This window comes from Bradyrhizobium sp. P3_C3 (genome assembly GCF_056402655.1).
The window spans coordinates 103,526-124,333 of record NZ_JBFUGY010000015.1; the positions used below are offsets into that span (position 1 = coordinate 103,526).

General features: G+C 64.2%; 15 protein-coding genes. 7 read left to right on the top strand and 8 right to left on the bottom strand.

Translation table 11 applies throughout. The features are described from left to right. Window positions 1-2: 2 nt before the first annotated feature. The 3 genes from urtC to urtA form a co-directional block, all read right to left on the bottom strand. Window positions 3-1,145 (bottom strand): urea ABC transporter permease subunit UrtC, encoded by a 1,143-nt coding sequence (urtC, locus tag AC1DW2_RS19215; protein ID WP_477006949.1) that lies wholly within the window; start codon window positions 1,143-1,145, stop codon window positions 3-5. 18 nt (window positions 1,146-1,163) lie between these two features. Further along, a complete protein-coding gene (urtB, locus tag AC1DW2_RS19220; protein ID WP_085404025.1) occupies window positions 1,164-2,090 on the bottom strand; it encodes an urea ABC transporter permease subunit UrtB in 927 nt (308 codons plus the stop codon). Window positions 2,091-2,220: 130 nt separating this feature from the next. Next, a complete protein-coding gene (gene urtA / locus AC1DW2_RS19225; RefSeq protein ID WP_166347864.1) occupies window positions 2,221-3,480 on the bottom strand; it encodes an urea ABC transporter substrate-binding protein in 1,260 nt (419 codons plus the stop codon). 168 nt (window positions 3,481-3,648) lie between these two features. On the opposite strand from urtA, the gene AC1DW2_RS19230 reads away from it, so the two are divergent. Together AC1DW2_RS19230 and AC1DW2_RS19235 are read left to right on the top strand one after the other, a co-directional pair. Next, complete coding sequence (locus tag AC1DW2_RS19230) at window positions 3,649-7,020, top strand: hybrid sensor histidine kinase/response regulator (RefSeq protein ID WP_477006950.1); 3,372 nt, start codon at window positions 3,649-3,651, stop codon at window positions 7,018-7,020. Further along, the gene (locus AC1DW2_RS19235) at window positions 7,004-7,930 is read left to right on the top strand and encodes a response regulator (RefSeq protein WP_014491159.1); all 927 of its coding nucleotides are present in this window, start codon (window positions 7,004-7,006) and stop codon (window positions 7,928-7,930) included. The genes AC1DW2_RS19230 and AC1DW2_RS19235 overlap by 17 nt, the downstream gene beginning before the upstream one ends. Before the next feature lie 227 nt (window positions 7,931-8,157). On the opposite strand, the gene AC1DW2_RS19240 is transcribed toward AC1DW2_RS19235, so the two are convergent. Together AC1DW2_RS19240 and AC1DW2_RS19245 are read right to left on the bottom strand one after the other, a co-directional pair. Continuing rightward, a complete protein-coding gene (locus tag AC1DW2_RS19240) occupies window positions 8,158-9,660 on the bottom strand; it encodes a flavin-containing monooxygenase (RefSeq protein WP_477006951.1) in 1,503 nt (500 codons plus the stop codon). Between the two features lie 125 nt (window positions 9,661-9,785). Continuing rightward, a complete protein-coding gene (locus tag AC1DW2_RS19245) occupies window positions 9,786-10,544 on the bottom strand; it encodes a S1 family peptidase (protein ID WP_063980005.1) in 759 nt (252 codons plus the stop codon). Between the two features lie 108 nt (window positions 10,545-10,652). On the opposite strand from AC1DW2_RS19245, the gene AC1DW2_RS19250 reads away from it, so the two are divergent. After that, window positions 10,653-11,288 (top strand): HAD-IA family hydrolase, encoded by a 636-nt coding sequence (locus AC1DW2_RS19250; RefSeq protein WP_063980006.1) that lies wholly within the window; start codon window positions 10,653-10,655, stop codon window positions 11,286-11,288. Window positions 11,289-11,410: 122 nt separating this feature from the next. Here AC1DW2_RS19250 and mtnA read toward each other — a convergent pair whose 3' ends face one another. From mtnA to AC1DW2_RS19265, 3 genes are all read right to left on the bottom strand, one after another. Then, window positions 11,411-12,520: an S-methyl-5-thioribose-1-phosphate isomerase gene (gene mtnA / locus AC1DW2_RS19255; RefSeq protein ID WP_063980007.1), complete on the bottom strand. Its 1,110-nt coding sequence runs from the start codon at window positions 12,518-12,520 to the stop codon at window positions 11,411-11,413. A gap of 18 nt (window positions 12,521-12,538) precedes the next feature. Further along, window positions 12,539-13,414 carry an S-methyl-5'-thioadenosine phosphorylase gene (locus AC1DW2_RS19260; RefSeq protein WP_063980008.1) on the bottom strand — a complete coding sequence of 292 codons (876 nt, stop codon included), beginning with the start codon at window positions 13,412-13,414 and terminating at the stop codon, window positions 12,539-12,541. Between the two features lie 279 nt (window positions 13,415-13,693). After that, window positions 13,694-13,966 carry a phosphopantetheine-binding protein gene (locus tag AC1DW2_RS19265; RefSeq protein ID WP_063980009.1) on the bottom strand — a complete coding sequence of 91 codons (273 nt, stop codon included), beginning with the start codon at window positions 13,964-13,966 and terminating at the stop codon, window positions 13,694-13,696. 358 nt (window positions 13,967-14,324) lie between these two features. Between AC1DW2_RS19265 and AC1DW2_RS19270 the strand changes: the two genes are divergently transcribed. The 4 genes from AC1DW2_RS19270 (at window position 14,325) to AC1DW2_RS19285 (ending at window position 20,787) form a co-directional block, all read left to right on the top strand. Further along, on the top strand, window positions 14,325-15,542 hold the full coding sequence (locus tag AC1DW2_RS19270; RefSeq protein ID WP_231143714.1) for an acyl-CoA dehydrogenase family protein: 1,218 nt from the start codon (window positions 14,325-14,327) through the stop codon (window positions 15,540-15,542). A 65-nt stretch (window positions 15,543-15,607) separates the two neighbouring features. After that, the gene (locus AC1DW2_RS19275; protein WP_063980011.1) at window positions 15,608-16,588 is read left to right on the top strand and encodes an amino acid--[acyl-carrier-protein] ligase; all 981 of its coding nucleotides are present in this window, start codon (window positions 15,608-15,610) and stop codon (window positions 16,586-16,588) included. A gap of 94 nt (window positions 16,589-16,682) precedes the next feature. Further along, window positions 16,683-17,558, top strand: coding sequence for a hypothetical protein (locus tag AC1DW2_RS19280; RefSeq protein ID WP_063980012.1), 876 nt, complete (start codon window positions 16,683-16,685; stop codon window positions 17,556-17,558). A gap of 361 nt (window positions 17,559-17,919) precedes the next feature. Next, the gene (locus AC1DW2_RS19285; protein ID WP_477006952.1) at window positions 17,920-20,787 is read left to right on the top strand and encodes a PAS-domain containing protein; all 2,868 of its coding nucleotides are present in this window, start codon (window positions 17,920-17,922) and stop codon (window positions 20,785-20,787) included. Window positions 20,788-20,808: the final 21 nt, after the last annotated feature.

Genomic DNA, 20,808 nt, shown 5'->3' on the forward strand with positions numbered 1-20,808 from the left:
CCTCACTCCGCCGGGGCGCCGTCGGCGACCGAGCTGTCGGTCCAGCCGTCAGGTTTCGGTTTGCGCGACGAGATCAGGCGATCGATGCGCGGTTGCACGTAGTCGCCCCAGATCCCGGCGAGACCGTTCGGGAAGGCCAGCACCACGGCGATGAACAATCCGCCGAGGCCAAACAGCCACAATTCGGGGAACGTTTCCGACAGGCTGGTCTTGGCGAAGTTGACCAGCAGCGTGCCGTAGACCGCGCCGAGGATCGAGAGCCGGCCGCCGACCGCCGTGTAGATCACCATTTCGATCGACGGCACGATGCCGACGAAGGACGGCGACATGAAGCCGACATTGAGCGCGAACATGGCGCCGCCGATCGCGGCGAACACGGCGGCGATGCAGAAGGCGAAGATCTTGAAATTCGCGACGCTGTAGCCGGAGAAGCGGACCCGGTCCTCCTTCTCCCGCATCGCGACCAGGATACGCCCGAGCTTGGAGTGCCGGACGAACTGCGCGATCATGATGCAGACGAACAGCAGCCCCACTTCGAAGAAGTACAGCACGATCTTGGCGTGGTCGGGCCGGATGTCCCAGCCTTTGAGCGTCCGCAGGTCGGTCATGCCGTTGATGCCGCCGGTGTAGCCCTGCTGTCCCACGATCAGGATCGTGAGGATGGCCGCGACTGCCTGGGTGATGATGGCGAAGTAGGTGCCGCCGACCCGGCGCTTGAACATCGCGGTGCCGATGATGAGAGCGAAGATGCCAGGCACCAGAATGATGGCGGCGATCGTGAAGGTGAGGCTGCTGAATGGCTTCCAGAACAGCGGCAGCGCGGTGATCTGATTCCAGTCCATGAAATCGGGAATGCCGGGCGTCGACTGGATCTTGGTGTTCTCCACGCTCGACGCCTCGAGCTTGAGGAACATCGCCATGCAGTAGCCGCCGAGCCCGAAGAATACGCCCTGACCGAGGCTGAGAATGCCGCCATAGCCCCAGCAGATCACCAGCCCCAGCGCGACGAAGGCATAGGTCAGGTATTTCGCGACCAGATTGAGCCTGAAGACGTCGAGCGTGAGCGGCAGGACCACCACCAGGAAGACCGCGAGCACCAGAATTCCGATGAACTCCGATCGATTGAAGAAACGATTGTCGGTCATTGCATCAGCCCCAGTTTCTCACTTGCGGACCTTGAGGGCGAACAGCCCTTGCGGCCGCAGCATCAGGATTCCGACAACCGCGAGCAGCGTCAGCACTTTCGCCATCGAGCCCGACATGAAGAACTCGAGGGTCGATTGCGTCTGCGAGATCGAGAAGGCCGAGGCGATGGTGCCGATCAAACTGGCGGCGCCGCCGAACACGACCACCAGGAACGTATCGACGATGTAGAGCTGTCCGGAGGTTGGCCCGGTGGAGCCAATCATCGTAAAGGCGCTGCCGGCGACACCGGCGATGCCGCAACCGAGACCAAAGGTGTAGCGATCGACCTTTTCGGTGTTGATGCCGACGGCTCCGGCCATGATGCGGTTCTGCACGACGGCGCGGACCTGGCGGCCCCAGCGCGACTTGTACATGACATAGGCGACGCCGATGGTGATCAGCAAAGTGAGGCACATCACGAAGACGCCGTTGATCGGCACCTCGATGCTGTCGGTGACGTGCAGCGAGCCGAGCATCCATTGCGGCAGCTCGACGCCGACCTCGCGCGCGCCGAACACGGAACGATAGGCCTGCTGCAGCATCAGGCTGAGGCCCCAGGTCGCAAGCAGCGTATCGAGCGGGCGCTTGTAGAGATGCCGTATCAGCACCCACTCCACCAGCATTCCCAGCGCGCCGGATGCGACGAAGGCCAGGATCATCGCCAGGAAGAAGTAGCCGCTGAACAGGCTCGGCAAATAGGCCTGGAAGAAATTCGAGGTCATCCAAGTGACGTAGGCCCCGAGGATCATGAACTCGCCATGGGCCATGTTGATGACGCCCATCTGGCCGAAGATGATCGCAAGCCCAAGCGCCATCAGGACGTAGACTGAGAACAGGATCAGTCCTGCAAACCCCTGCATGACGAAGATGGAGCCAAGATCACCAAGCGAATAGTCGCCGAACATCGATGTCCTCCGTCAGGGATAAGGTCCCGCGTCGCGAGCAGGTTCGCGACGCGGGGGTCTTGGGCGTGGATTTGCTGTCCACGCCAGGGAGAGGCTTGGTGTTGCGGAAAGGCGCGAGCGACGTCGCGACTTACTGGTAACCCTTGGGGAACGGRTCCGGCTCGACGAGATCGGCGGTCTCGTAGATCAGCTCGAACTGACCATCGAGCTTGGCGCGCCCCACCCGGGTCTTCGACCAGAGGTGATGGTTTTCGTGGATGCGCACATAGCCTTCTGGCGCACCCTTGAACTCGACGCCGGGCGAGGCCGCCGCGATCTTGTCGACGTCGAAGGAGCCCGCCTTCTCCACCGTCAACTTCCACAGCCACGGGCCGAGATAGGCAGCCTGGGTGACGTCTCCGATCACGGTCTTCTCGCCCCACATCTTCTTGAACGCGGGCACGAACGTCTTGTTGTTGGGATTATCGAGCGACTGGAAGTACTTCATGCAGGCATAGGCGCCCGCGATGTTCTCGCCGCCGATGCCGTCGATTTCGTCCTCGGTCACCGAGATCGTCAGCAGCGCCTGCTTGGAAAGGTCGATGCCGGCGGCCTTGAGCTGCTTGTAGAACGCGACGTTCGAGCCGCCGACGACGTCGGTGAAGATCACGTCGGGCTTGGTCAGCTTGATCTTGTTGATGACCGAATTGAACTGGGTGTTGCCGAGCGGATAGTACTCTTCGCCGACAACCTTGCCCTTCAGCACGTTCTCGACGTGCTTGCGCGCGATCTTGTTCGAGGTGCGCGGCCAGATGTAGTCGGAGCCGATGAAGAAGAACGACTTGGCGCCCTTTTCCTTGGCGATCCAGTTCAGGCCGGCGAGAATCTGCTGGGTCGCTTCCTGGCCGGTGTAGATCACGTTCTTGGACTGCTCGAGGCCTTCGTAGAAGGTCGGGTAGTAGAGCATGCCGTTGTACTGCTCCATAACCGGCAGCACGGCCTTGCGGGATGCGGAGGTCCAGCAGCCCATGATCGCCGCGACCTTGTCGTTGACGAGCAGCTTCTTGGCCTTTTCCGCAAAGGTCGGCCAGTCGCTGGCGCCGTCTTCCTGGATGAACTTGATCTTGCGCCCGAGCACGCCGCCCATGGCGTTGATCTGCTCGATGGCGAGCTTTTCGGCCTCGATCGAGCCGGTCTCGGAGATGGCCATGGTGCCGGTCGCCGAGTGCAGGATGCCGACCGTGACCTCGGTGTCAGTGACCGCCAGGCCCGTGGTGTTGACCGCCGAGGTCGCGGGGGCCTGCGCAAAGGACGCCCGCGGCAGCATCGTGATGGCAGGTAGGGCGGCCATTCCCATCAATAGTTTACGCCGGAGCGGCGACAACAGACCCTTGTTTGCTTCGTCTGACATGAGCACCCCACTTTTGTTCGAGGACACGCGATTGGTGCCGTGAGGATGGCTCGAATTTGTGCAGCGCAAGCATACGCAAGATCGCGTATACTGCACCGCAAAATACCGACGTAGGCTTCTGGTACGGAATTTGCGAGGGCTCTGGACGTATCGGGAGTGGGGTAACGAGTGGCAGGGCGGCAGCGAATAGACCGCGTCAGGCGCCAGTACAACCAGTGGGTCGCCAACCAGACGCTGGAAGACTACGCGCTGCGCTTCACCGCCAAGAGCGCACGCCGCTGGTCTGCCGCCCGTGTCGCCAACACTGCACTCGGCGCCATCTCCTTCCTGGCGCTGGAAGCGATCGGCGGCACCATCACGCTGAACTACGGCGTCACCAACGCCAGCGCCGCGATCCTCGTCGTCTCCATCATCATCTTCTTCTGCGGCGTGCCGATTGCCTATTACGCAGCCAAATGCGGCATCGACATTGACCTCCTCACCCGCGGCGCCGGCTTCGGCTATATCGGCTCGACCGTCACCTCGCTGATCTACGCCTCCTTCACCTTCATCTTCTTCGCCATCGAGGCGGTGATCCTGGCAACGGCGCTGGAGATGTGCTTCGGCATTCCACGCCCGATCGGCTACCTCATCAGCGCAGTGGCGATCATTCCGCTCGTGACCTACGGCATCACGCTGATCAGCCGCTTCCAGCTCTGGACGCAGCCGATCTGGATCATCCTGCACATCCTGCCCTTTGCCGCGATCGCCTGGGCCAACCCCTACTCGTTCACGGAGTGGCGCAAGTTCGCCGGCGAGCATGGCGACCCGAGCGGGCATTTCGATCTGCTGCTGTTCGGTGTCGCATCCTCCGTGGTGTTCTCGCTGGTGGCGCAGATCGGCGAGCAGGTCGACTTCCTCAGGTTTTTGCCGCGCGACCGCCGCACGTCGCGAACGTCGTGGTGGATCGCGCTGCTGATCGCGGGCCCGGGCTGGATCATCTTCGGCGCACTGAAATTGTTGCTGGGCTCCTTTCTCGCCTTCTTTGCGCTGAGCCACGGCCTCTCGGGCGAGCTGGCGGCCGAGCCCGCGCATATGTATCTCGAAGCGTTTCGCTACGTGCTGTCGCAGCCGGATCTGGCGCTGGCGCTCACCGGAACGTTCGTGATCCTGTCGCAGCTCAAGATCAACGTCACCAACGCCTATGCCGGCTCGATCGCCTGGTCGAACTTCTTCTCGCGTCTGACGCACAGCCATCCCGGCCGGGTGGTCTGGCTGGTGTTCAACGTGATGGTGGCGCTGCTGTTGATGGAGATCGGCGTCTACAAGGCGCTGGAGCAGACGCTGGCGCTCTATTCCAACGTCGCGATCGCCTGGGTCGGCGCGCTCGTCGCCGATCTCGTCGTCAACAAGCCACTCGGCTTGCGTCCGCCGCAGATGGAGTTCAAGCGCGCCCATCTCTACGACATCAATCCGGTCGGTGTCGGCGCCATGACGATCGCGACCATCGTCTCGATCGCGGCGTTCTACGGCCTGTTCGGCCCGACCATGAAGTCGCTCGCAGCCTTCGTCGCGCTGACGGTCGCCTTCGTCACCGCGCCGGTCATCGCCTGGCTCACCGACGGAAAGTACTACATCGCGCGCAAGCCGAAGAGGAGCTGGGCCAACATCGAGTCGATCCAGTGCTGTATCTGCGAGCACAGTTTCGAGCCGGAGGACATGACGTCCTGCCCCGCTTACGCCGGCCCGATCTGCTCGCTGTGCTGCTCGCTCGATGCACGCTGCCACGACCTCTGCAAGCCGCATGCGCGGGCGCAGGTGCAGTTCGCCGAAGCGCTCGGCAGGATTCTTCCCGAACCGATCTACCGGCGGATCAACTCGCAGTTCGGCCACTATATCGGCGTGTTCGTGGTCTCCGCCGGCCTCGTCGCGCTGGTGCTGGGACTGATCTATCTTCAGACCTCGGCGAGCGTGCCCGGCGAGAATTTGCTCGTCTCGAACGTGCTCTGGAAGGTGTTCTTCTCGCTCAGCATCATCATCGGCGTGGTGGCCTGGCTGTTCGTGCTGGCGCAGCAGAGCCGCCGCGCCGCCGAGGCCGAGACACGGCGGCAGACGACGCTGCTGATCCAGGAGATCGACGCGCACAAGCGCACCGACGCCGAGCTTCAGCGCGCCAAGGAGGTCGCCGAATCCGCCAACCTCGCCAAGAGCCGCTACGTGGTGGGCCTGAGCCATGAGCTGCGCTCGCCGCTGAACGCGATCAGCGGCTATGCCCAGCTCCTCGAGCAGGACGCAACGCTCAACACCAAGCCGCGCGACCAGGTCCGCGTCGTCCGTCGCAGCGCCGATCACCTCTCCGGCCTGATCGACGGCATCCTGGATATCTCCAAGATCGAGGCGGGGCGGCTGTATCTGTCGCGCGACGAGGTGCGGCTGAGCGATTTCCTCGACCAGCTCGTCGGCATGTTCCGTCTCCAGGCGGCCGCCAAGGGCATCGACTTCGTGTTCAGGCGGCCCGCGCATTTGCCGGTCGTGGTCTACGCCGACGAGAAGCGGCTGCGCCAGGTGCTGATCAATCTGCTCTCCAACGCGATCAAGTTCACCCAGACCGGCAGCGTGCAGTTCGTCGTGCACTATCGCAGCCCCGTTGCCGAGTTCGAAGTGATCGACACCGGCCCCGGCATCCAGGGCGACGATCTCGAACGCATCTTTGCGCCCTTCGAGCGCGGCGCGCTCGGCGTCTCGCAGCCGCAGACCGGCACCGGACTGGGCCTGACCATCAGCCGGCTGCTCGCCGGCGTCATGGGCGGCGACATCAAGGTCTTGAGCACGGTTGGCGCCGGGAGCACCTTCAAGGTCAAGCTCCTGCTGTCGGAAGTCGCCAATCCGCTGCGCATCGCGCCGGTGGAGGCGCCGGTCTCCGGCTATCGGGGCGCACGCAAGACCATTCTCATCACCGACGACGACCCCGTGCATCGCGACCTCCTGCGCGAGGTGCTGGCGCCGCTCGGCTTCATCCTGCTCAGCGCACCCGATGGGCCAGGATGCCTCGCGCTGGCGCAGCATTGCCGGCCCGACCTGTTCCTGCTCGACATCTCGATGCCCGCCATGGACGGTTGGGCCGTCGCGGAGGCCTTGCGCACGAGCGGCCATCACCAGGCGCGCATCCTGATGGTGTCGGCGAGCGCGCTGGAGGCTCACGGCACGCCGCTGGCACAGCCCTTCCACGACGGCTATCTGATGAAGCCGATCGACATCCCGCGGCTGCTGGAGACGATCCGCCAGCTCCTGAAGATCGAATGGCAGTACGGCTCGGACCAGATCGCGGTGCCGTTCTGGCGGCTCGAGAGCGGATCAAGGCCACCGGTGCGGCACATCGAGGCGCTGATGGGGCTGGGCCAGATCGGCTACGTCAAGGGCATCCAGTTAAAGCTGGACGAGATCGGCAGCGAGCACCCCGAGCATGCCGACTTCGTCGCGGAAATGCGGTCGCTGGTCGACCGCTTCGATCTCGACCGGTACATGGCCACATTGAAGACGTTGCATGCGCATGAGCATTGAGTCGAGGAAGCGCGATGTCGCGCTCGTTGTCGATGACTCCCCGGAGACGCTGCGGCTCCTGACCGACGCGCTCGACGGCGCCGGGATGACGGTGATGGTGGCGCTCGACGGCGCGGCCGCGATGCGCATCGTCGACCAGATCACCCCCGACATCGTGCTGCTGGACGCCGTGATGCCCGGCATGGACGGATTCGAGACCTGCCGCCGGCTCAAGCGCGATGCGGGCGTTGCCAACGTGCCCGTGATCTTCATGACGGGCCTTGCGGAGACCGAGCACATCGTGCGCGGGCTGGAGGCCGGCGGTGTCGACTACGTGACAAAACCGATTGTGATCGAGGAGATGCTGGCGCGCATCCGTGTCCATCTCGGCAACGCCCGCTTGACCCAGAGCGCGCGCGCCGCGCTCGACGTCTCCGGCCGCTTCCTGTTCGCGGTCAACCGCCAGGGCCACGTGCTCTGGGCCACCCCGCAGGCGCAAAAACTGCTGGCCGATCATCATGGCGCGCAGGCCGACGACTTCGTCCTGCCGCCATCACTCCTGCAATGGCTGGAGCAGGCGAAGGACAAGGGCAGCTCGAAGTCGCAGGCGGCTCCCCTGCCCGATAATCCGCAACTGCGGCTCTACTACATGGGCGAAACCGCGCCGAACGAGTTCCTGCTGCGGCTGTCCAAGGAGTCCGGCACTGCGCTGCCACCCGAATTCACCAGCGAGCTCGGCCTCACCACCCGCGAGGGCGAAGTGCTGGCCTGGCTCAGCAAGGGCAAGACCAACCGCGACATCGCGCAGATCCTGGGCTTGAGCCCGCGCACCGTCGACAAGCACCTGGAGCAGATCTACGCGAAGCTCGGCGTGGAGAATAGGACGGCTGCGGCCGCGATTGCAACGAATGCGACGAGAAGGAATTCGTAGCAGCACTGCAAATGAGTTGAGACGCAGTTCGCCCGACCAACAGTGTCGTCCCGGGGCGCGAAGCGAGCCCGGGACCCATAACCACAGGGAGAAGTTTGGCGAAGACTCGGAGTGAGCGGTTCGCCCTAGAACCACTGCCTGGGAGTATGGGTCCCGGGCTCGCTTCGCGCCCCGGGACGACAGCCGTGTGCGTGGCAATCGCTACCGCCCCTCACACGAACAATCACTCACCCGTAAACAAACGCCCCGTCATCCAGATCCGTCTTCGGGATCTCGTCCTTCTCGATCCAGTAATCCTGGCTGTGCTGCCATTCCGGCTTGTCGCCGCGCTTGGGGAGCAGGTCCATGTTGCGCATGATGTAGCCGGGGTTGAAGTTTTCCGGATCGATCCAGGGCAGGATCGGCATGTTGTGGTCTTCAGCGCGCAGCCTGACTTCGACCTTCTTCGTGCCCTTGGCCTTCATGTGGCCGAGCAGCCGGCAGACGAAATCGGCGACGACGTCGACGCGCAGCGTCCAGCTCGCACGGAAATAGCCGAACACCCAGACCATGTTCGGCACGCCCGTGAACATCATGCCGCGATAGGTCACGGTGTCGCCGAAGGCGAGCGGCTTGCCGTCGATCTCGAAGGCGATGTCACCGAGCGCCGCAAGATTGAAGCCGGTTGCGGTGACGACGACGTCGGCTTCCAGCAGCTTGCCGGACTTGAGCTGGATGCCGTTCTCGACGAAACATTCGATCTCGTCGGTGACGACGGAGGCCTTGCCGCTGGCGATGCCCTTGAACAGATCGGCATCGGGCACAAAGGCGATACGCTGCCGCCACGGCCGGTAGGTCGGCGTGAAATGCGTTTCGACGTCGTAGTCCGGCCCGAGAACCGCGCGGATCTGGTCGATCAGATCCTTCTTCACCTGCTCCGGCTTGGCAATGCAGAGCTTTGTGAAAGCATCCTGCTCGAACAATATTTTGCGGCGGACGATCTCGTGGATCCATTCCTCGTCGACCTGAAGCCGGCGCAGCTCCTCGGCGATCTCGATGGCGTTGCGGCCGAGCCGGAAATAGGTCGGCGAGCGCTGCAGCATGGTGACATGCGCGCAGGCGTCGGCGATGTTCGGCACCAGCGTCGCCGCGGTCGCGCCCGAGCCGATCACGACGACCTTCTTGTTCGCGAGGTCGATATCGTCGGGCCAGCTCTGCGGATGGACGATGCGGCCCTTGAAGCGGTCCATGCCCTTCCATTCCGGCGTGTAGCCTTCGGAATGGCGATAATAGCCCTGGCACATCCAGAGGAAGTTGGCGGTGAACGTTTTCGCCTCGCCGGTGTCGGTCGTCGTCGCCTCGATGGTCCAGAGATTTTGCTCGCTCGACCAGCTCGCGGAATTGATCTGGTGCTTGTAGCGGATGTGCGGGGCGATATCGTTGTCTTCGATCACCTCGTTCATGTAGGTGAGGATTTCCTCGGCGGTCGCGATCGGCGGGCCGACCCAGGGCTTGAAGCTATAACCGAAGGTATGGAGATCGCTGTCCGAGCGAATGCCGGGATAGCGATGCGTGCTCCAGGTGCCGCCGAACGTCGCCTGCGTTTCCAGGATGACGTAGCTCGTGCCGGGAAGCTGCTTTTCGATGTGATAGGCGCTGCCGATGCCGGAGATGCCGGCACCGACGATCAGCACGTCGAAATGTTCAGAGGCCTGCTTGGTTGTGGCGTGACTGCGGACAGCGACATTCATTGTTGCTTCTGTGCCTTGCTTGTTTTTGTGGCCGCCCTTGACCGGACGGCGCGTTTCCTCCGCGACGGGCATGGTCGCCCATCGCGCTTCCACTTCAAAATGACACAGATCAATTCGCGGTCAAACTATAACGCCGCACCCCAGCTCCGCGCGGTCTGCAAAATCCAGTCGCGATAGAGGGTGAGCGGCGTGACGCCGGTCAATCCGCCGCAGCCGGCGGCGCCGTTCGGTCCCGTGGACCAGCTGATGACGCCGACAAGCACCGGACCGTTCGGCTTGTCCTCGAACACCGGACCGCCGGAATCGCCGGTGCAGGCGCCAATTCCGTCGCGAACACCGTTGGTTACGGGATCGACCAGCCGGATCTGGAACGTGCCGGGCTGGCCCGTGGCCACGAGCCCGGCAACGCGCGTCGCGCCGCCGCTCTTGCCGTCGCCACGGACGGTGACGCCGATACCGGCGATGACGAAGCGGCTGCCAACCTGGATTGGAATGGTCGGCGCACCGACCGACACCGTCGATTTTCCCTTGAGTGGAATTTCCAGTTGCAACAATGCCACGTCCGCGGTGGCGCGATGCGCCTGCATTGCCTGCATGTTGAAGTTCGGATGGATCGCGACGGTACGCACATTCAGCAATTGCGGCGCACCGTCAGCGCCGCGATCGACGATCTTGTAGTCCGCGCCGGGCTGCACACAGTGGGCAACCGTCAGCACGACCTTCGGAGCGATCAGGCTGCCGGTGCAGAAATTGCCACGCGAGCCGACGATGGTGACGACCGCGCGCGCGACACCATCGGCCTGCGGCGTGCCGCCGCCGACGATGGCGTGTGCGGGCGTAGCGAGCAGCAGCGCGGCTGCGATGAGGGTTGCAAGCTTCTTCATGGGAACACGCTTTGGCGTCAGCATCGGTGACGGCGGGATTGCTTCGGACTGGCCCTTGCCGATAGCGCATGCTAGCGCTCTTGGGAAGGAATTGACGAGGGCGGGATCTTGACGATCGAGGCTGTGATCTTTGATTTTGGCGGCGTGCTGACGAGCTCGCCGTTCGAGGCGTTCGCGCGGTACGAGACCGAGCGCGGTCTGCCCGTCGACATCATCCGGCGCACCAACGCCGCCAATCATCTGGAAAACGCCTGGGCCAAGTTCGAGCGAGCCGAGGTCGACATCGACACCTTCGACAAGCTCTTCGCGGAAGAATCGCGCGCGCTCGGCGCGGAGGTGCGCGGCCGCGACGTGCTGCCGCTGCTTCAGGGCGATCTGCGTCCCGAGATGGTCGAAGCTCTCAAGCGCATCAAGGCGCAATTCAAGACCGGCTGTATCACCAACAATCTGCCTGCCAACGCGATCGGCAGCATGACCGGGCGCTCACTCTACATCGCCGAGGTGATGGTTCTGTTCGACCACGTCATCGAATCCGCCAAGATCGGCCTGCGCAAGCCCGACCCGCGCATCTACAGGATGATGGTCGAGACGCTGAGGGTCGATCCGAAGAATTGCGTCTATCTCGACGATCTCGGCGTCAATCTAAAACCCGCGCGCGAGATGGGCATGACGACGATCAAGGTAGCCAGCGGGGCCCAGGCCATCGCCGAGCTCGAGGCGGCGACGGGGCTGAAGCTGCGCTAGTCTAGCCTGTCATTGCGAGGAGCGAAGCGACGAAGCAATCCAGAGTCTTTCCGCGCAGGGATTCTGGATTGCTTCGCTGCGCTCGCAATGACGGCGTAGAGCCATCTCGCCTGGCAGACTGACTACTCCGCCGCGGCGGCGATCCGCTCCGGAAAGGCGGCCGCCAGCGATGCTCTATCCGGCTTCAGCACACCGCGCTCCGTGATGAGACCAGTGACCAACCGCGCCGGCGTCACGTCGAACGCGTAATTCGCGACCGGCGAGCCCTCCGGCACGATGCGCACCGTCTCCAGCCGGCCGTCGGCGGTGCGGCCGGTCATGTCGGTCACCTCCGTGCCGCTGCGCTGCTCGATCGGAATGTCGCGGATGCCGTCATCAACGGCGAAATCGATCGTCGGCGACGGCAATGCGACATAGAACGGCACGCCGTTGTCGTGCGCGGCAAGCGCCTTCAAATATGTGCCGATCTTGTTGCAGACATCGCCATTGGCGGCGACGCGGTCGGTGCCGACGATGGCGAGGTCGACCATGCCGTGCTGCATCAGGTGTCCGCCGGTGTTGTCGGGGATCACCGTGTGCGGCACGCCGTGATGGCCGAGCTCCCAGGCCGTGAGCGAGGCGCCCTGGTTGCGCGGACGGGTCTCGTCGACCCAGACATGGATCTTGATGCCACGCTCATGCGCCAGATAGATCGGCGCCGTTGCGGTGCCCCAGTCGACGGTGGCGAGCCAGCCGGCATTGCAATGGGTCAGCACGTTGACGGTCTCGCCCGGCTTCTTCTTTGCGACGATCGCCTCGATCAGCTTCAAGCCGTTGCCGGCGATGCCGCGGTTGATCTCGACGTCCTGCTCGACGATCTCGTCGGCGCGCGCATAGGCCGCCTCCGCCCGTTCAACCGGATCGACCGGCGCGAGCGCCGTGCGCATCTCGTCGAGCGCCCATTTCAGATTGATCGCGGTCGGCCGCGCCACGACCAGCGTGTCATAGGCGCGCTTGAGGCCGGCGTCTGATGAGTCCTCGCGCATGGCGAGCGCCATGCCGTAGGCCGCGGTTGCACCGATCAGCGGCGCGCCGCGCACCAGCATGTCGCGAATGGCGACCGCAGCGTCTTCGCAAGAAGTCAGCTTAGCGATGACGAACTCATGCGGCAGCCGGCGCTGGTCGATCGCGCCGACCGACCAGCCATCGCGCTCGCGCCAGATGCTGCGAAAATGCTTGCCGTCAACCTTCATGGCATTCTGCCTTTCGTATCACGCCCGCAGGATGCGCCCGGCCACCGCATCGAGCTTCTTCAAGAGCTCGGGATCGCGCGCCTCGGGCGCCGTGATCAACGCGGTGTCGAGCGCGCGGTCCGAACCGATCGGGCACGGCTCGTGCTCGCGCGGAAAATCCGTCGCGAGCCGCGCCACCAGCGCCTTCGCCTTGTCGGCGTTCGAGGTCAGCACGCGGATGATGTCCTGGACGGTGACGGCGTCGTGGTCGGGATGCCAGCAGTCGAAATCCGTCACCATCGCGACCGTGGCGTAGCAGATCTCGGCCTCACGCGCGAGCTTTGCCTCGGGCATGTTGGTCATGCCGATCACGGAATAGCCCGATGTCTTGTAGGTCATGCTTTCCGCATAGGTGGAGAATTGCGGCCCCTCCATGCAGACATAGGTGCCGCCGCGCGCAAACGCGATGCCCTCGGCTTCGGCTGCCGCCCCAAGATGGATACGAAGCCGCGGCGAGACCGGATGCGCCATCGACACATGCGCGACACAGCCCCGACCGAAGAACGAGCTCTCGCGCTTGTGGGTGCGATCGACGAACTGGTCGACGAGAACGAAGGTGCCGGGTGGCAGCTCCTCCCTGAACGAGCCGCAGGCCGAGAGCGAGATCAGGTCGGTGACGCCGGCCCGCTTCAGAACATCGATGTTGGCGCGATAGTTGATGTCGGAGGGCGACAGCCGGTGACCCTTGTCGTGCCGCGGAAGGAACACGATCGGCAGGCCGGCAATCGAGCCGCGCCGCAGAGGGGCCGACGGCTCGCCCCAGGGGCTCTTGATCACTTCTTCGCGCGCACCCTCGAGACCCGGCAGATCGTAGATGCCGGAGCCACCAATGATGCCCAATACCGCCTGCGTCATGCCTGCTCCACCCTGTCAGCTATGTGCGACATGGTTAAGCTATGCCAGTTTTGCGGCGATTTTGAAACGGGGGTGGTGGGGCGATGCCGGTGCTGTGAGGGGCGTGGAGTGCTCGCCTCACACTCGATGTCGTCCCCGCGAAAGCAGGGACCCATAGCCACAGGGCGCAGTTTGGCGAGGGTTCGTCGTTCTGTACTGCGACCCTCAACGATCGATAGATTCCGCGGTATGGGTCCCTGCGTTCGCAGGGACGACCCGGGGAGAGATAGGTACGTCTAATTAAGCCGCCGCGGCCAGCTGCAGCTGGTTCGCGACCATCCGCTCCAGCGTCTCGACCGACTGGAAGTTCTCGGGCGTGATCTCGGACTGCGGGATGGTGAAGTCGAACTCGGCTTCGACGCCGAGCATCAGATTGACCATGTCCATCGAGGTCAGGCCCGCATCGACGAGCCTCGCCTGTGGCGTGATGTCCGCGGTGAGCGAGTTCTGCTCGAGGATGCCCTTCACCAGCTTGATGACGCGATCGCGCACGTCGGTATCGAAGGCCTGCATCGGTAAATTCCCATCTGTCTATTCAACGGTCGGACCGGTTGCCGGCTACGATGGGCGCGACGGGCCGATCCCACAATGGGCGCCACCATTACTTCGCCTTTCTTAGTAAACGATGACTCAGATTGTCTGGAATTCCGGGTTCTTCCAGATCCCTAACGCGATCACGGAATTGTCGGCGATGCAAACAACCCGAACTTAACTGTTCGTTGGGAATTGCGGTTTGTTTACCCTCTATTTCATCGACGAATTTGAATTAAATCCGTAGCCTCGTCTCACAAGCAAAATGGTCGGAGGATCGCTTGCACGGCATCGCGAATGATGCCGGCGATCCTGAACGGCAAACCGGAGGCGGACGAGTATGAACGTGCGTGAAGCAGTCCTCACTGTCGACGAAACGCAAACGAGCTTTCTCGAACACGGCCCCTCCCTCATCGAACGCGCCACCCGGACCGCCACTGCGGCGGCGGCCGACGCGGACGGGGTCGATCGCGACGCCCGCTTCCCCCACAAGGCTTTCGAGGTCGCGCGTGAGCAGAAACTGCTCGGCGTCATGATCCCGGTCGAGTTCGGCGGCCTTGGCGCTTCGATCTACGACGTCACCGACATCTGCTACACGCTCGGGCGCGCCTGCGCCTCGACCGCGATGATCTATGCGATGCACACGACCAAGGTCGCCTGTGTCATCAGGCACGGCCACGGCATCCCCTGGATGGAAACGATGATGCGCCGGGTCGCCCGCGACCAGTGGCTGCTCGCCTCCTCCACCACCGAAGGCCAGAACGGCGGCAACATCCGCGCTAGCGCCGCGGCAGTCGACCACGCCGGCGACGCAGTCTCGCTGATGCGCGACGCCACCGTGATCTCCTACGGTGCGGAGGCCGACGGCCTCGTCACCATCGCCCGCCGCGCCACCGAGGCCGCGGCCTCCGACCAGGTTCTGCTGGCGCTCGCCAAGGACGATTATTCGCTGAAGCAGACGCAGGGCTGGGAGACGCTCGGCATGCGCGGCACCTGCTCGACCGGCTTCGAGCTGAAGGTCGATTGCCCGGCCGACCGCATCTTCCCGGAATCCTATGACAAGATCCATGCCCAGACCATGACGCCGTTCGCGCATCTGTGCTGGTCCTCGGCCTGGGCCGGCATCGCGGCTGCGGCCGTGACCCGTGCGCAGGCTTTCGTTCGCAAGGCGGCCCGCACCTCGGGCGGCCAGATGCCGCCGGCCGCGGCGCATTTCACGGCCGCGAAGATGTCGCTGGCCAAGCTGCGCGCGCTGATCGCAGCCAATGTCGACACCTTTGCCCGCGCCGAACATGACGAGCGCGCGCTGAGCTCGCTCGATTTCCAGTCTTCGATCACGCTGTTGAAGGTGCAGGCCTCCGAGCTCGCGGTCGAGACCGTGATGCATGCGATGCGCACCGCGGGCCTCTCCGGCTACCGCAACGACGGCGAGTTCACCATGGGCCGCCACCTGCGCGACGTGCTGTCCTCACCGATCATGATCAACAACGACCGCATTCTCGCCAACGCCGCCACGTCGACGCTGATGAGCGGCATTCCGGCAAGCCTTCGGGACTAGAAAGCCTTCGCGACTGACGTGCCTTTCGGCCAAAAAGAACAATTTCAGATAGCAGGAAGTCGAACATGAACATTGCTGTTCTCCCCAACTCGCCCGAGACCGCGCCGCAAATCGCAGATCCGCTCGATCATCTCGCCGACAAGCTGTTCCACCCCATGGGCTCGGACGGCGTCTACGCCCGCACCGCGCTCTATGAGGGCGTCGTCGAGCGTCTCGCCGCGCTGATCACGAGCGATCGCGAGGCCGGCACCGAGGTCATGCGCTTTCCGCCGGTGATGAGCCGGGCCCAGCTCGAGAAATCCGGCTATCTCAAGAGTTTTCCGAACCTGCTCGGCTGCGTCTGCGGCCTGCACGGCACCGAACGCGAGATCAACGCGGCGGTGAGCCGCTTCGACGCCGGCGGCGACTGGACTTCATCGCTCTCGCCGGCCGACCTCGTGCTGTCGCCCGCCGCGTGCTACCCGGTCTATCCGATCGCGGCGAGCCGCGGACCTTTGCCGAAGGGCGGCCTGCGCTTCGACGTCGCCGCCGACTGCTTCCGCCGCGAGCCGTCGAAACATCTCGACCGGCTGCAATCGTTCCGGATGCGCGAATATGTCTGCATCGGCAGCCCCGACGACGTCGCCGATTTCCGCGAGCGCTGGATGGTGCGCGCGCAGGCGATTGCCCGCGACCTCGGCCTGACCTTCCGCGTCGACTATGCCAGCGACCCCTTCTTCGGCCGCGTCGGTCAGATCAAGGCAGTGAGCCAGAAGCAGCAGCAGCTCAAGTTCGAGCTCCTGATCCCGCTCCGCTCGGAGGATCAGCCGACCGCCTGCATGAGCTTCAACTATCACCGCGAACATTTTGGCACGACCTGGGGCATCCAGGACGCCAATGGCGAACCGGCCCACACCGGCTGCGTCGCCTTCGGCATGGACCGCCTGGCCGTCGCCATGTTCCACACCCACGGCACCGATCTCGCCGCCTGGCCCGCCAAGGTGCGGGAGATCATGGGCATGCAGCCGTTAGCCACGGCCGATGCCCATGGTGAAGGCTGGCGCTAGAGCGTGATCCGGAAAACTGCGGGGCGGTTTTCCGAAAGATCATGCTGAAACGATAGAGCGAACGAGGCCTCCCATTTCCACGGGTAAAACGAGCGTGATCCACACCAAGGTCCGATGCCGCGAGATCACCGAGGCCGACGTCGATGCGGTCGCGGACCTGCTGACGCGCGGCTTCGTCGGCCGCTCGCGCAATTACTGGATTCAGGGGCTGCGCCGACAGGCCTTCCGGCCCGTGCCGGAGGGCTATCCGCGCTTCGGCTACATGCTCGACAATGACGGCGCGCCCGTCGGCGTGCTGCTGCTGATCTACACGGCGCGAAAGCACGGCGAAGAGGCCGCCATCCAGTGCAATTTGTCGAGCTGGTATGTCGATCCGGCCTACCGCAACTACGCCCCGCTGCTGACCAAGATCGCGCAGCGGCACAAGGATGTCACCTATCTCAACATCAGCCCGGCGCCGTGGACCTGGCCGATCATCGAGACGCAGGGCTTTCGTGCCTATTGCCACGGCATCTTCTTCTCCGTGCCTGCACTCGCGCGCCCTCCGCGCTGGAGCAAGATCGAGGTCATCTCGCAGCACGCCAAGGCGATCGAGGGGCTGACCGACGACGAGACGCAGCTCCTCACGCGGCATGCACGCTACAATTGCCTCAGCCTGGTCTGCCGCACGCCGAAGGGAACGTTCCCCTTCGTCCTGCAGCCGGTGCGCATCCGCCGCGGCTTCATCGCACCGCCGGCGATGAAGCTGATCTATTGCCGCAGCGCCGCCGAATACGCCGCCTGCGCAGGCCGCATCGGCCGGCTGCTGCTGCGACTTGGCAAGATCTCGGTGGCGATCGACTCCAATGGCCCGATACCCGGCCTCGCCGGCATCTACACCGAGCGGCGCGGTCGTAAATATTTCAAGGGCCCGCACCGGCCGCAGCTCGGCGACCTCACGGACACGGAACTCGTGCTGTACGGGCCGTAGGGTAAGGTCGGGCCCAACATCCGCCGTCGTCCCTGCGAACGCAGGGACCCATACCGCGTGATCTACCTGTGAGCCCAGACGCCGGTACCGCGGGAAGATCATTCCGGATCAGTCTTCGCCAAACTGCGCCCTGGGGTCATGGGTCCCTGCGTTCGCAGGGACGACACCTGATTTGTTGCAGGCTCTCGGCCAACTCTGGCTTGCAGGCACTTCCGCATTCGCGCGCCGGCACACACTCTACGCATCCCCAGTCACCCTCCGTAAACTACTGCGCTTAAGGGAATTTTCCGGCCTCTTCGCTACGCTCAGTGGCTGAACTACGTTGCGTTAAGTCTATTGCCGGCCGAGACCCGTCGATCCCATGACGCCGATCCGCGATAACGAGCTTCGTGCACGCCACGCAGAGGGCCCGCAGGCCCTCGTCGGGCTGAGCCAGCTTGCGCTCGATCACATGGAGCAGGGCGTCTGCGTCTACGACGCCGACAACCGGATCGTGCTGGTCAACCAGAGCTATCTGTCGCTGTTCGACATGTCGGCCGACATCGTGCATGTCGGCACGAGCTACCGCGAGGTGCTCGCACACAGCGCGGCGCGCGGCAACTTTCCTCAGGACGAGCTCGACGCGCTGTATACGAAGCGGATCGCGCAGATCGCAGGCGGGAAGCCGTTCCGCACGGAGCAGCAACTGGCGAGCGGACTCGTCATGGCGCTCGAGCTGAAGCCGCTTCCCGGCGGCGGCTGGATGACGATCTGCGATGACGTCAGCCGCCTCGCCCGGCTCGAGGCGGAATTACGCGTGCAGACGGAGCGCAGCCAGCACGCGCTCGCCAACATGTCGCACGGCCTCATCATGTACGATGGCGACAGCCGTGTCGTCGTCTGCAATGAGCGGTTTCTGAACCTCTACAATCTCGACCCCGACATCGTGAAGCCGGGCGTCTCGCATTGCTCAGTGATCGAACACTGGATGTCGCGCGGCAACCTGCCGGGCATGCCGATTGACGAATTCCGCCACACGCGCCTGGAGGACGTGCGCGCCAGGAAAGCGAAGACCCTGCTGGTGATGCGCTATGACGGCCGGATGGTGCAGGCGGTGTCCCGCTTCCTGCCCGACGGCGGCTGGGTGACGGTGCATGAGGACGTCACCGAGCGGCTGCAGTACGAAGAAGCGCTGCGGCAACAGAACTTCATCCTCGATGCGGCGCTGGAGAACATGGCGCACGGGCTCGCCTTCTACGACAGCGACATGCGCCTGCGCGTCTGCAACACCACCTACCGCAAGATCTATCGGCTGTCGCCGGAGGAAACCAGGCCTGGCACGCATCTCGGCGAGCTGATCGAGCGGTCGATGGTGAACGGGGCGTTCACTTCCGAATACAGTCCGCAACAGCTGCTGGAAGCCGCCAGCGCGAGGATCGCGAACCACGATTCCTCGCCGATGCGCCGGCGCATGTCGAACGACACCGTGATCTCGGTGCGCTACTGCGCGCTGCCCGAGGGCGGCTTCGTCGCCACCTACGAGGACATCACCGACCGCGAGCGCGCGATCGAAGAGCTGAGCGAGCAATACCGCCGCTTCGACGCGGCGCTGAACAACATGAGCCAGGGCCTGTGCATGCTCGATGCGAGCCTGCGCGTCATCGTCTGCAATCGCCGCTACATCGAGATGTATGGGCTGTCGCCCGATGTCGTGAAGCCCGGCGTCTCGATGCGCGAGATCATGGAGCATAGCTGCGACCTCGGCATCCATCCGAACACGACCGCCGCGAGGATCTATGCCGACTATGTCGAAAGGCTGCGCGAGGGCGAACACACGCTGCACCGTCACCTGAACGACGGCCGCATCATCAAGCTCAATCACAAGCGGATGGAGCACGGCGGCTKGGTTGTCACCTATGAGGACGTCACCGAGCGCCACAAGGCCCAGGCCCGCGTGGCGCACATGGCGCAGCACGATTCACTCACCGACCTGCCCAACCGCACGCTGTTCCGCGAGAAAATGGGCGAGGGACTGAACCAGGTCGCGATCGCCGGCGGAGCGATGGCCGTGCTGTGCTTCGACCTCGATAATTTCAAGACGGTCAACGACCGCCTCGGCCACGCCGCCGGCGATCGGCTTCTGCGCTGGGTCGCGTCACGGCTGAAGGAGAATGTCGGCGAGCATGACACCGTCGCCCGCCTCGGCGGCGACGAGTTCGCCGTTCTCCAGCGCGGACCGCAGCCGCAATCGGCGGAACGGCTCGCCCGCCGCCTGGTCGAGATCATCGGCCACCCGCCGCCGCTGGAAAGCCAGTCGATCCATGTCGGCGTTTCCGTCGGCATCGCGATCGCGCCCGATCACGGGCTCGATGCCGACGAGCTGATGAAATGCGCCGACCTTGCGCTGTACCAGGCCAAGGCCAAGGGGCGCGGCGCCTACCAGCTGTTCGAGCCCGAGATGGAGGAACAGGCGCGCGGCCGGCACGCGCTGGAGCACGATCTGCGTGGCGCGCTTGAGGCACGCGAATTTCACCTCGTGTTCCAGCCGCAGGTGCGGCTCGACACCACCGAGCTCACCGGTTTCGAGGCGCTGCTGCGCTGGAAACACCCCTCCCGCGGCTTGGTCTCGCCGGCCGAATTCATTCCTCTCGCGGAGGAGAACGGGCTGATCGTCCCGATCGGCGAATGGGTGCTGCGCACGGCCTGTGCGACCGCGGCGTCCTGGCCCGATGTCACCGTCGCGGTCAATTTGTCGCCGGTGCAGTTCCGCTCGCGCGGACTGGTGGCGATGGTCGCGAGCGCGCTTGCGGAAGCCGGCCTGCCGCCGCAGCGGCTCGAGCTCGAGGTCACCGAGACCGCGCTGCTCGACGACAGCGAGGCGACGATCGAGATCCTGCACCAGCTCCGCGCTCTTGGCGTGCGTGTCAGCCTCGACGATTTCGGCGTCGGCTATTCCTCGCTGAGCTATTTGCGCAAGTTTCCGTTCGACCGCATCAAGATCGACCGTTCCTTCGTCGGCACGCTCGGCGAGAGCCCGGAGAGCGTCGCCATCGTTCGCACCATCGCCAGCCTCGGCTCCGTGCTCGGCGTCGAGACCACGGCGGAAGGTGTCGAGACCATCGAGCAGCTCGACTTCGTCCGCGAATGCGGCTGCACCGCAGTCCAGGGCTACTATTTCGGCAGGCCGTGCCCGGCAGCCGAGGTCGGACGCACGATCGAGCGACTGAGCGCGGTCAGACGCGTGGCGTGACGCTCCGCTTCACCGCGACGC

Bases quoted from the DNA above. Each gene is read 5' to 3' on its own strand.
- urtC (WP_477006949.1), bottom strand. From the start codon at position 1,145: ATGACCGACAATCGTTTCTTCAATCGATCGGAGTTCATCGGAATTCTG.
- urtB (WP_085404025.1), bottom strand. From the start codon at position 2,090: ATGTTCGGCGACTATTCGCTTGGTGATCTTGGCTCCATCTTCGTCATG.
- AC1DW2_RS19235 (WP_014491159.1), top strand. From the start codon at position 7,004: ATGCGCATGAGCATTGAGTCGAGGAAGCGCGATGTCGCGCTCGTTGTC.
- AC1DW2_RS19240 (WP_477006951.1), bottom strand. From the start codon at position 9,660: ATGAATGTCGCTGTCCGCAGTCACGCCACAACCAAGCAGGCCTCTGAA.
- AC1DW2_RS19245 (WP_063980005.1), bottom strand. From the start codon at position 10,544: ATGAAGAAGCTTGCAACCCTCATCGCAGCCGCGCTGCTGCTCGCTACG.
- mtnA (WP_063980007.1), bottom strand. From the start codon at position 12,520: ATGAAGGTTGACGGCAAGCATTTTCGCAGCATCTGGCGCGAGCGCGAT.
- AC1DW2_RS19260 (WP_063980008.1), bottom strand. From the start codon at position 13,414: ATGACGCAGGCGGTATTGGGCATCATTGGTGGCTCCGGCATCTACGAT.
- AC1DW2_RS19265 (WP_063980009.1), bottom strand. From the start codon at position 13,966: ATGCAGGCCTTCGATACCGACGTGCGCGATCGCGTCATCAAGCTGGTG.
- AC1DW2_RS19270 (WP_231143714.1), top strand. From the start codon at position 14,325: ATGAACGTGCGTGAAGCAGTCCTCACTGTCGACGAAACGCAAACGAGC.
- AC1DW2_RS19275 (WP_063980011.1), top strand. From the start codon at position 15,608: ATGAACATTGCTGTTCTCCCCAACTCGCCCGAGACCGCGCCGCAAATC.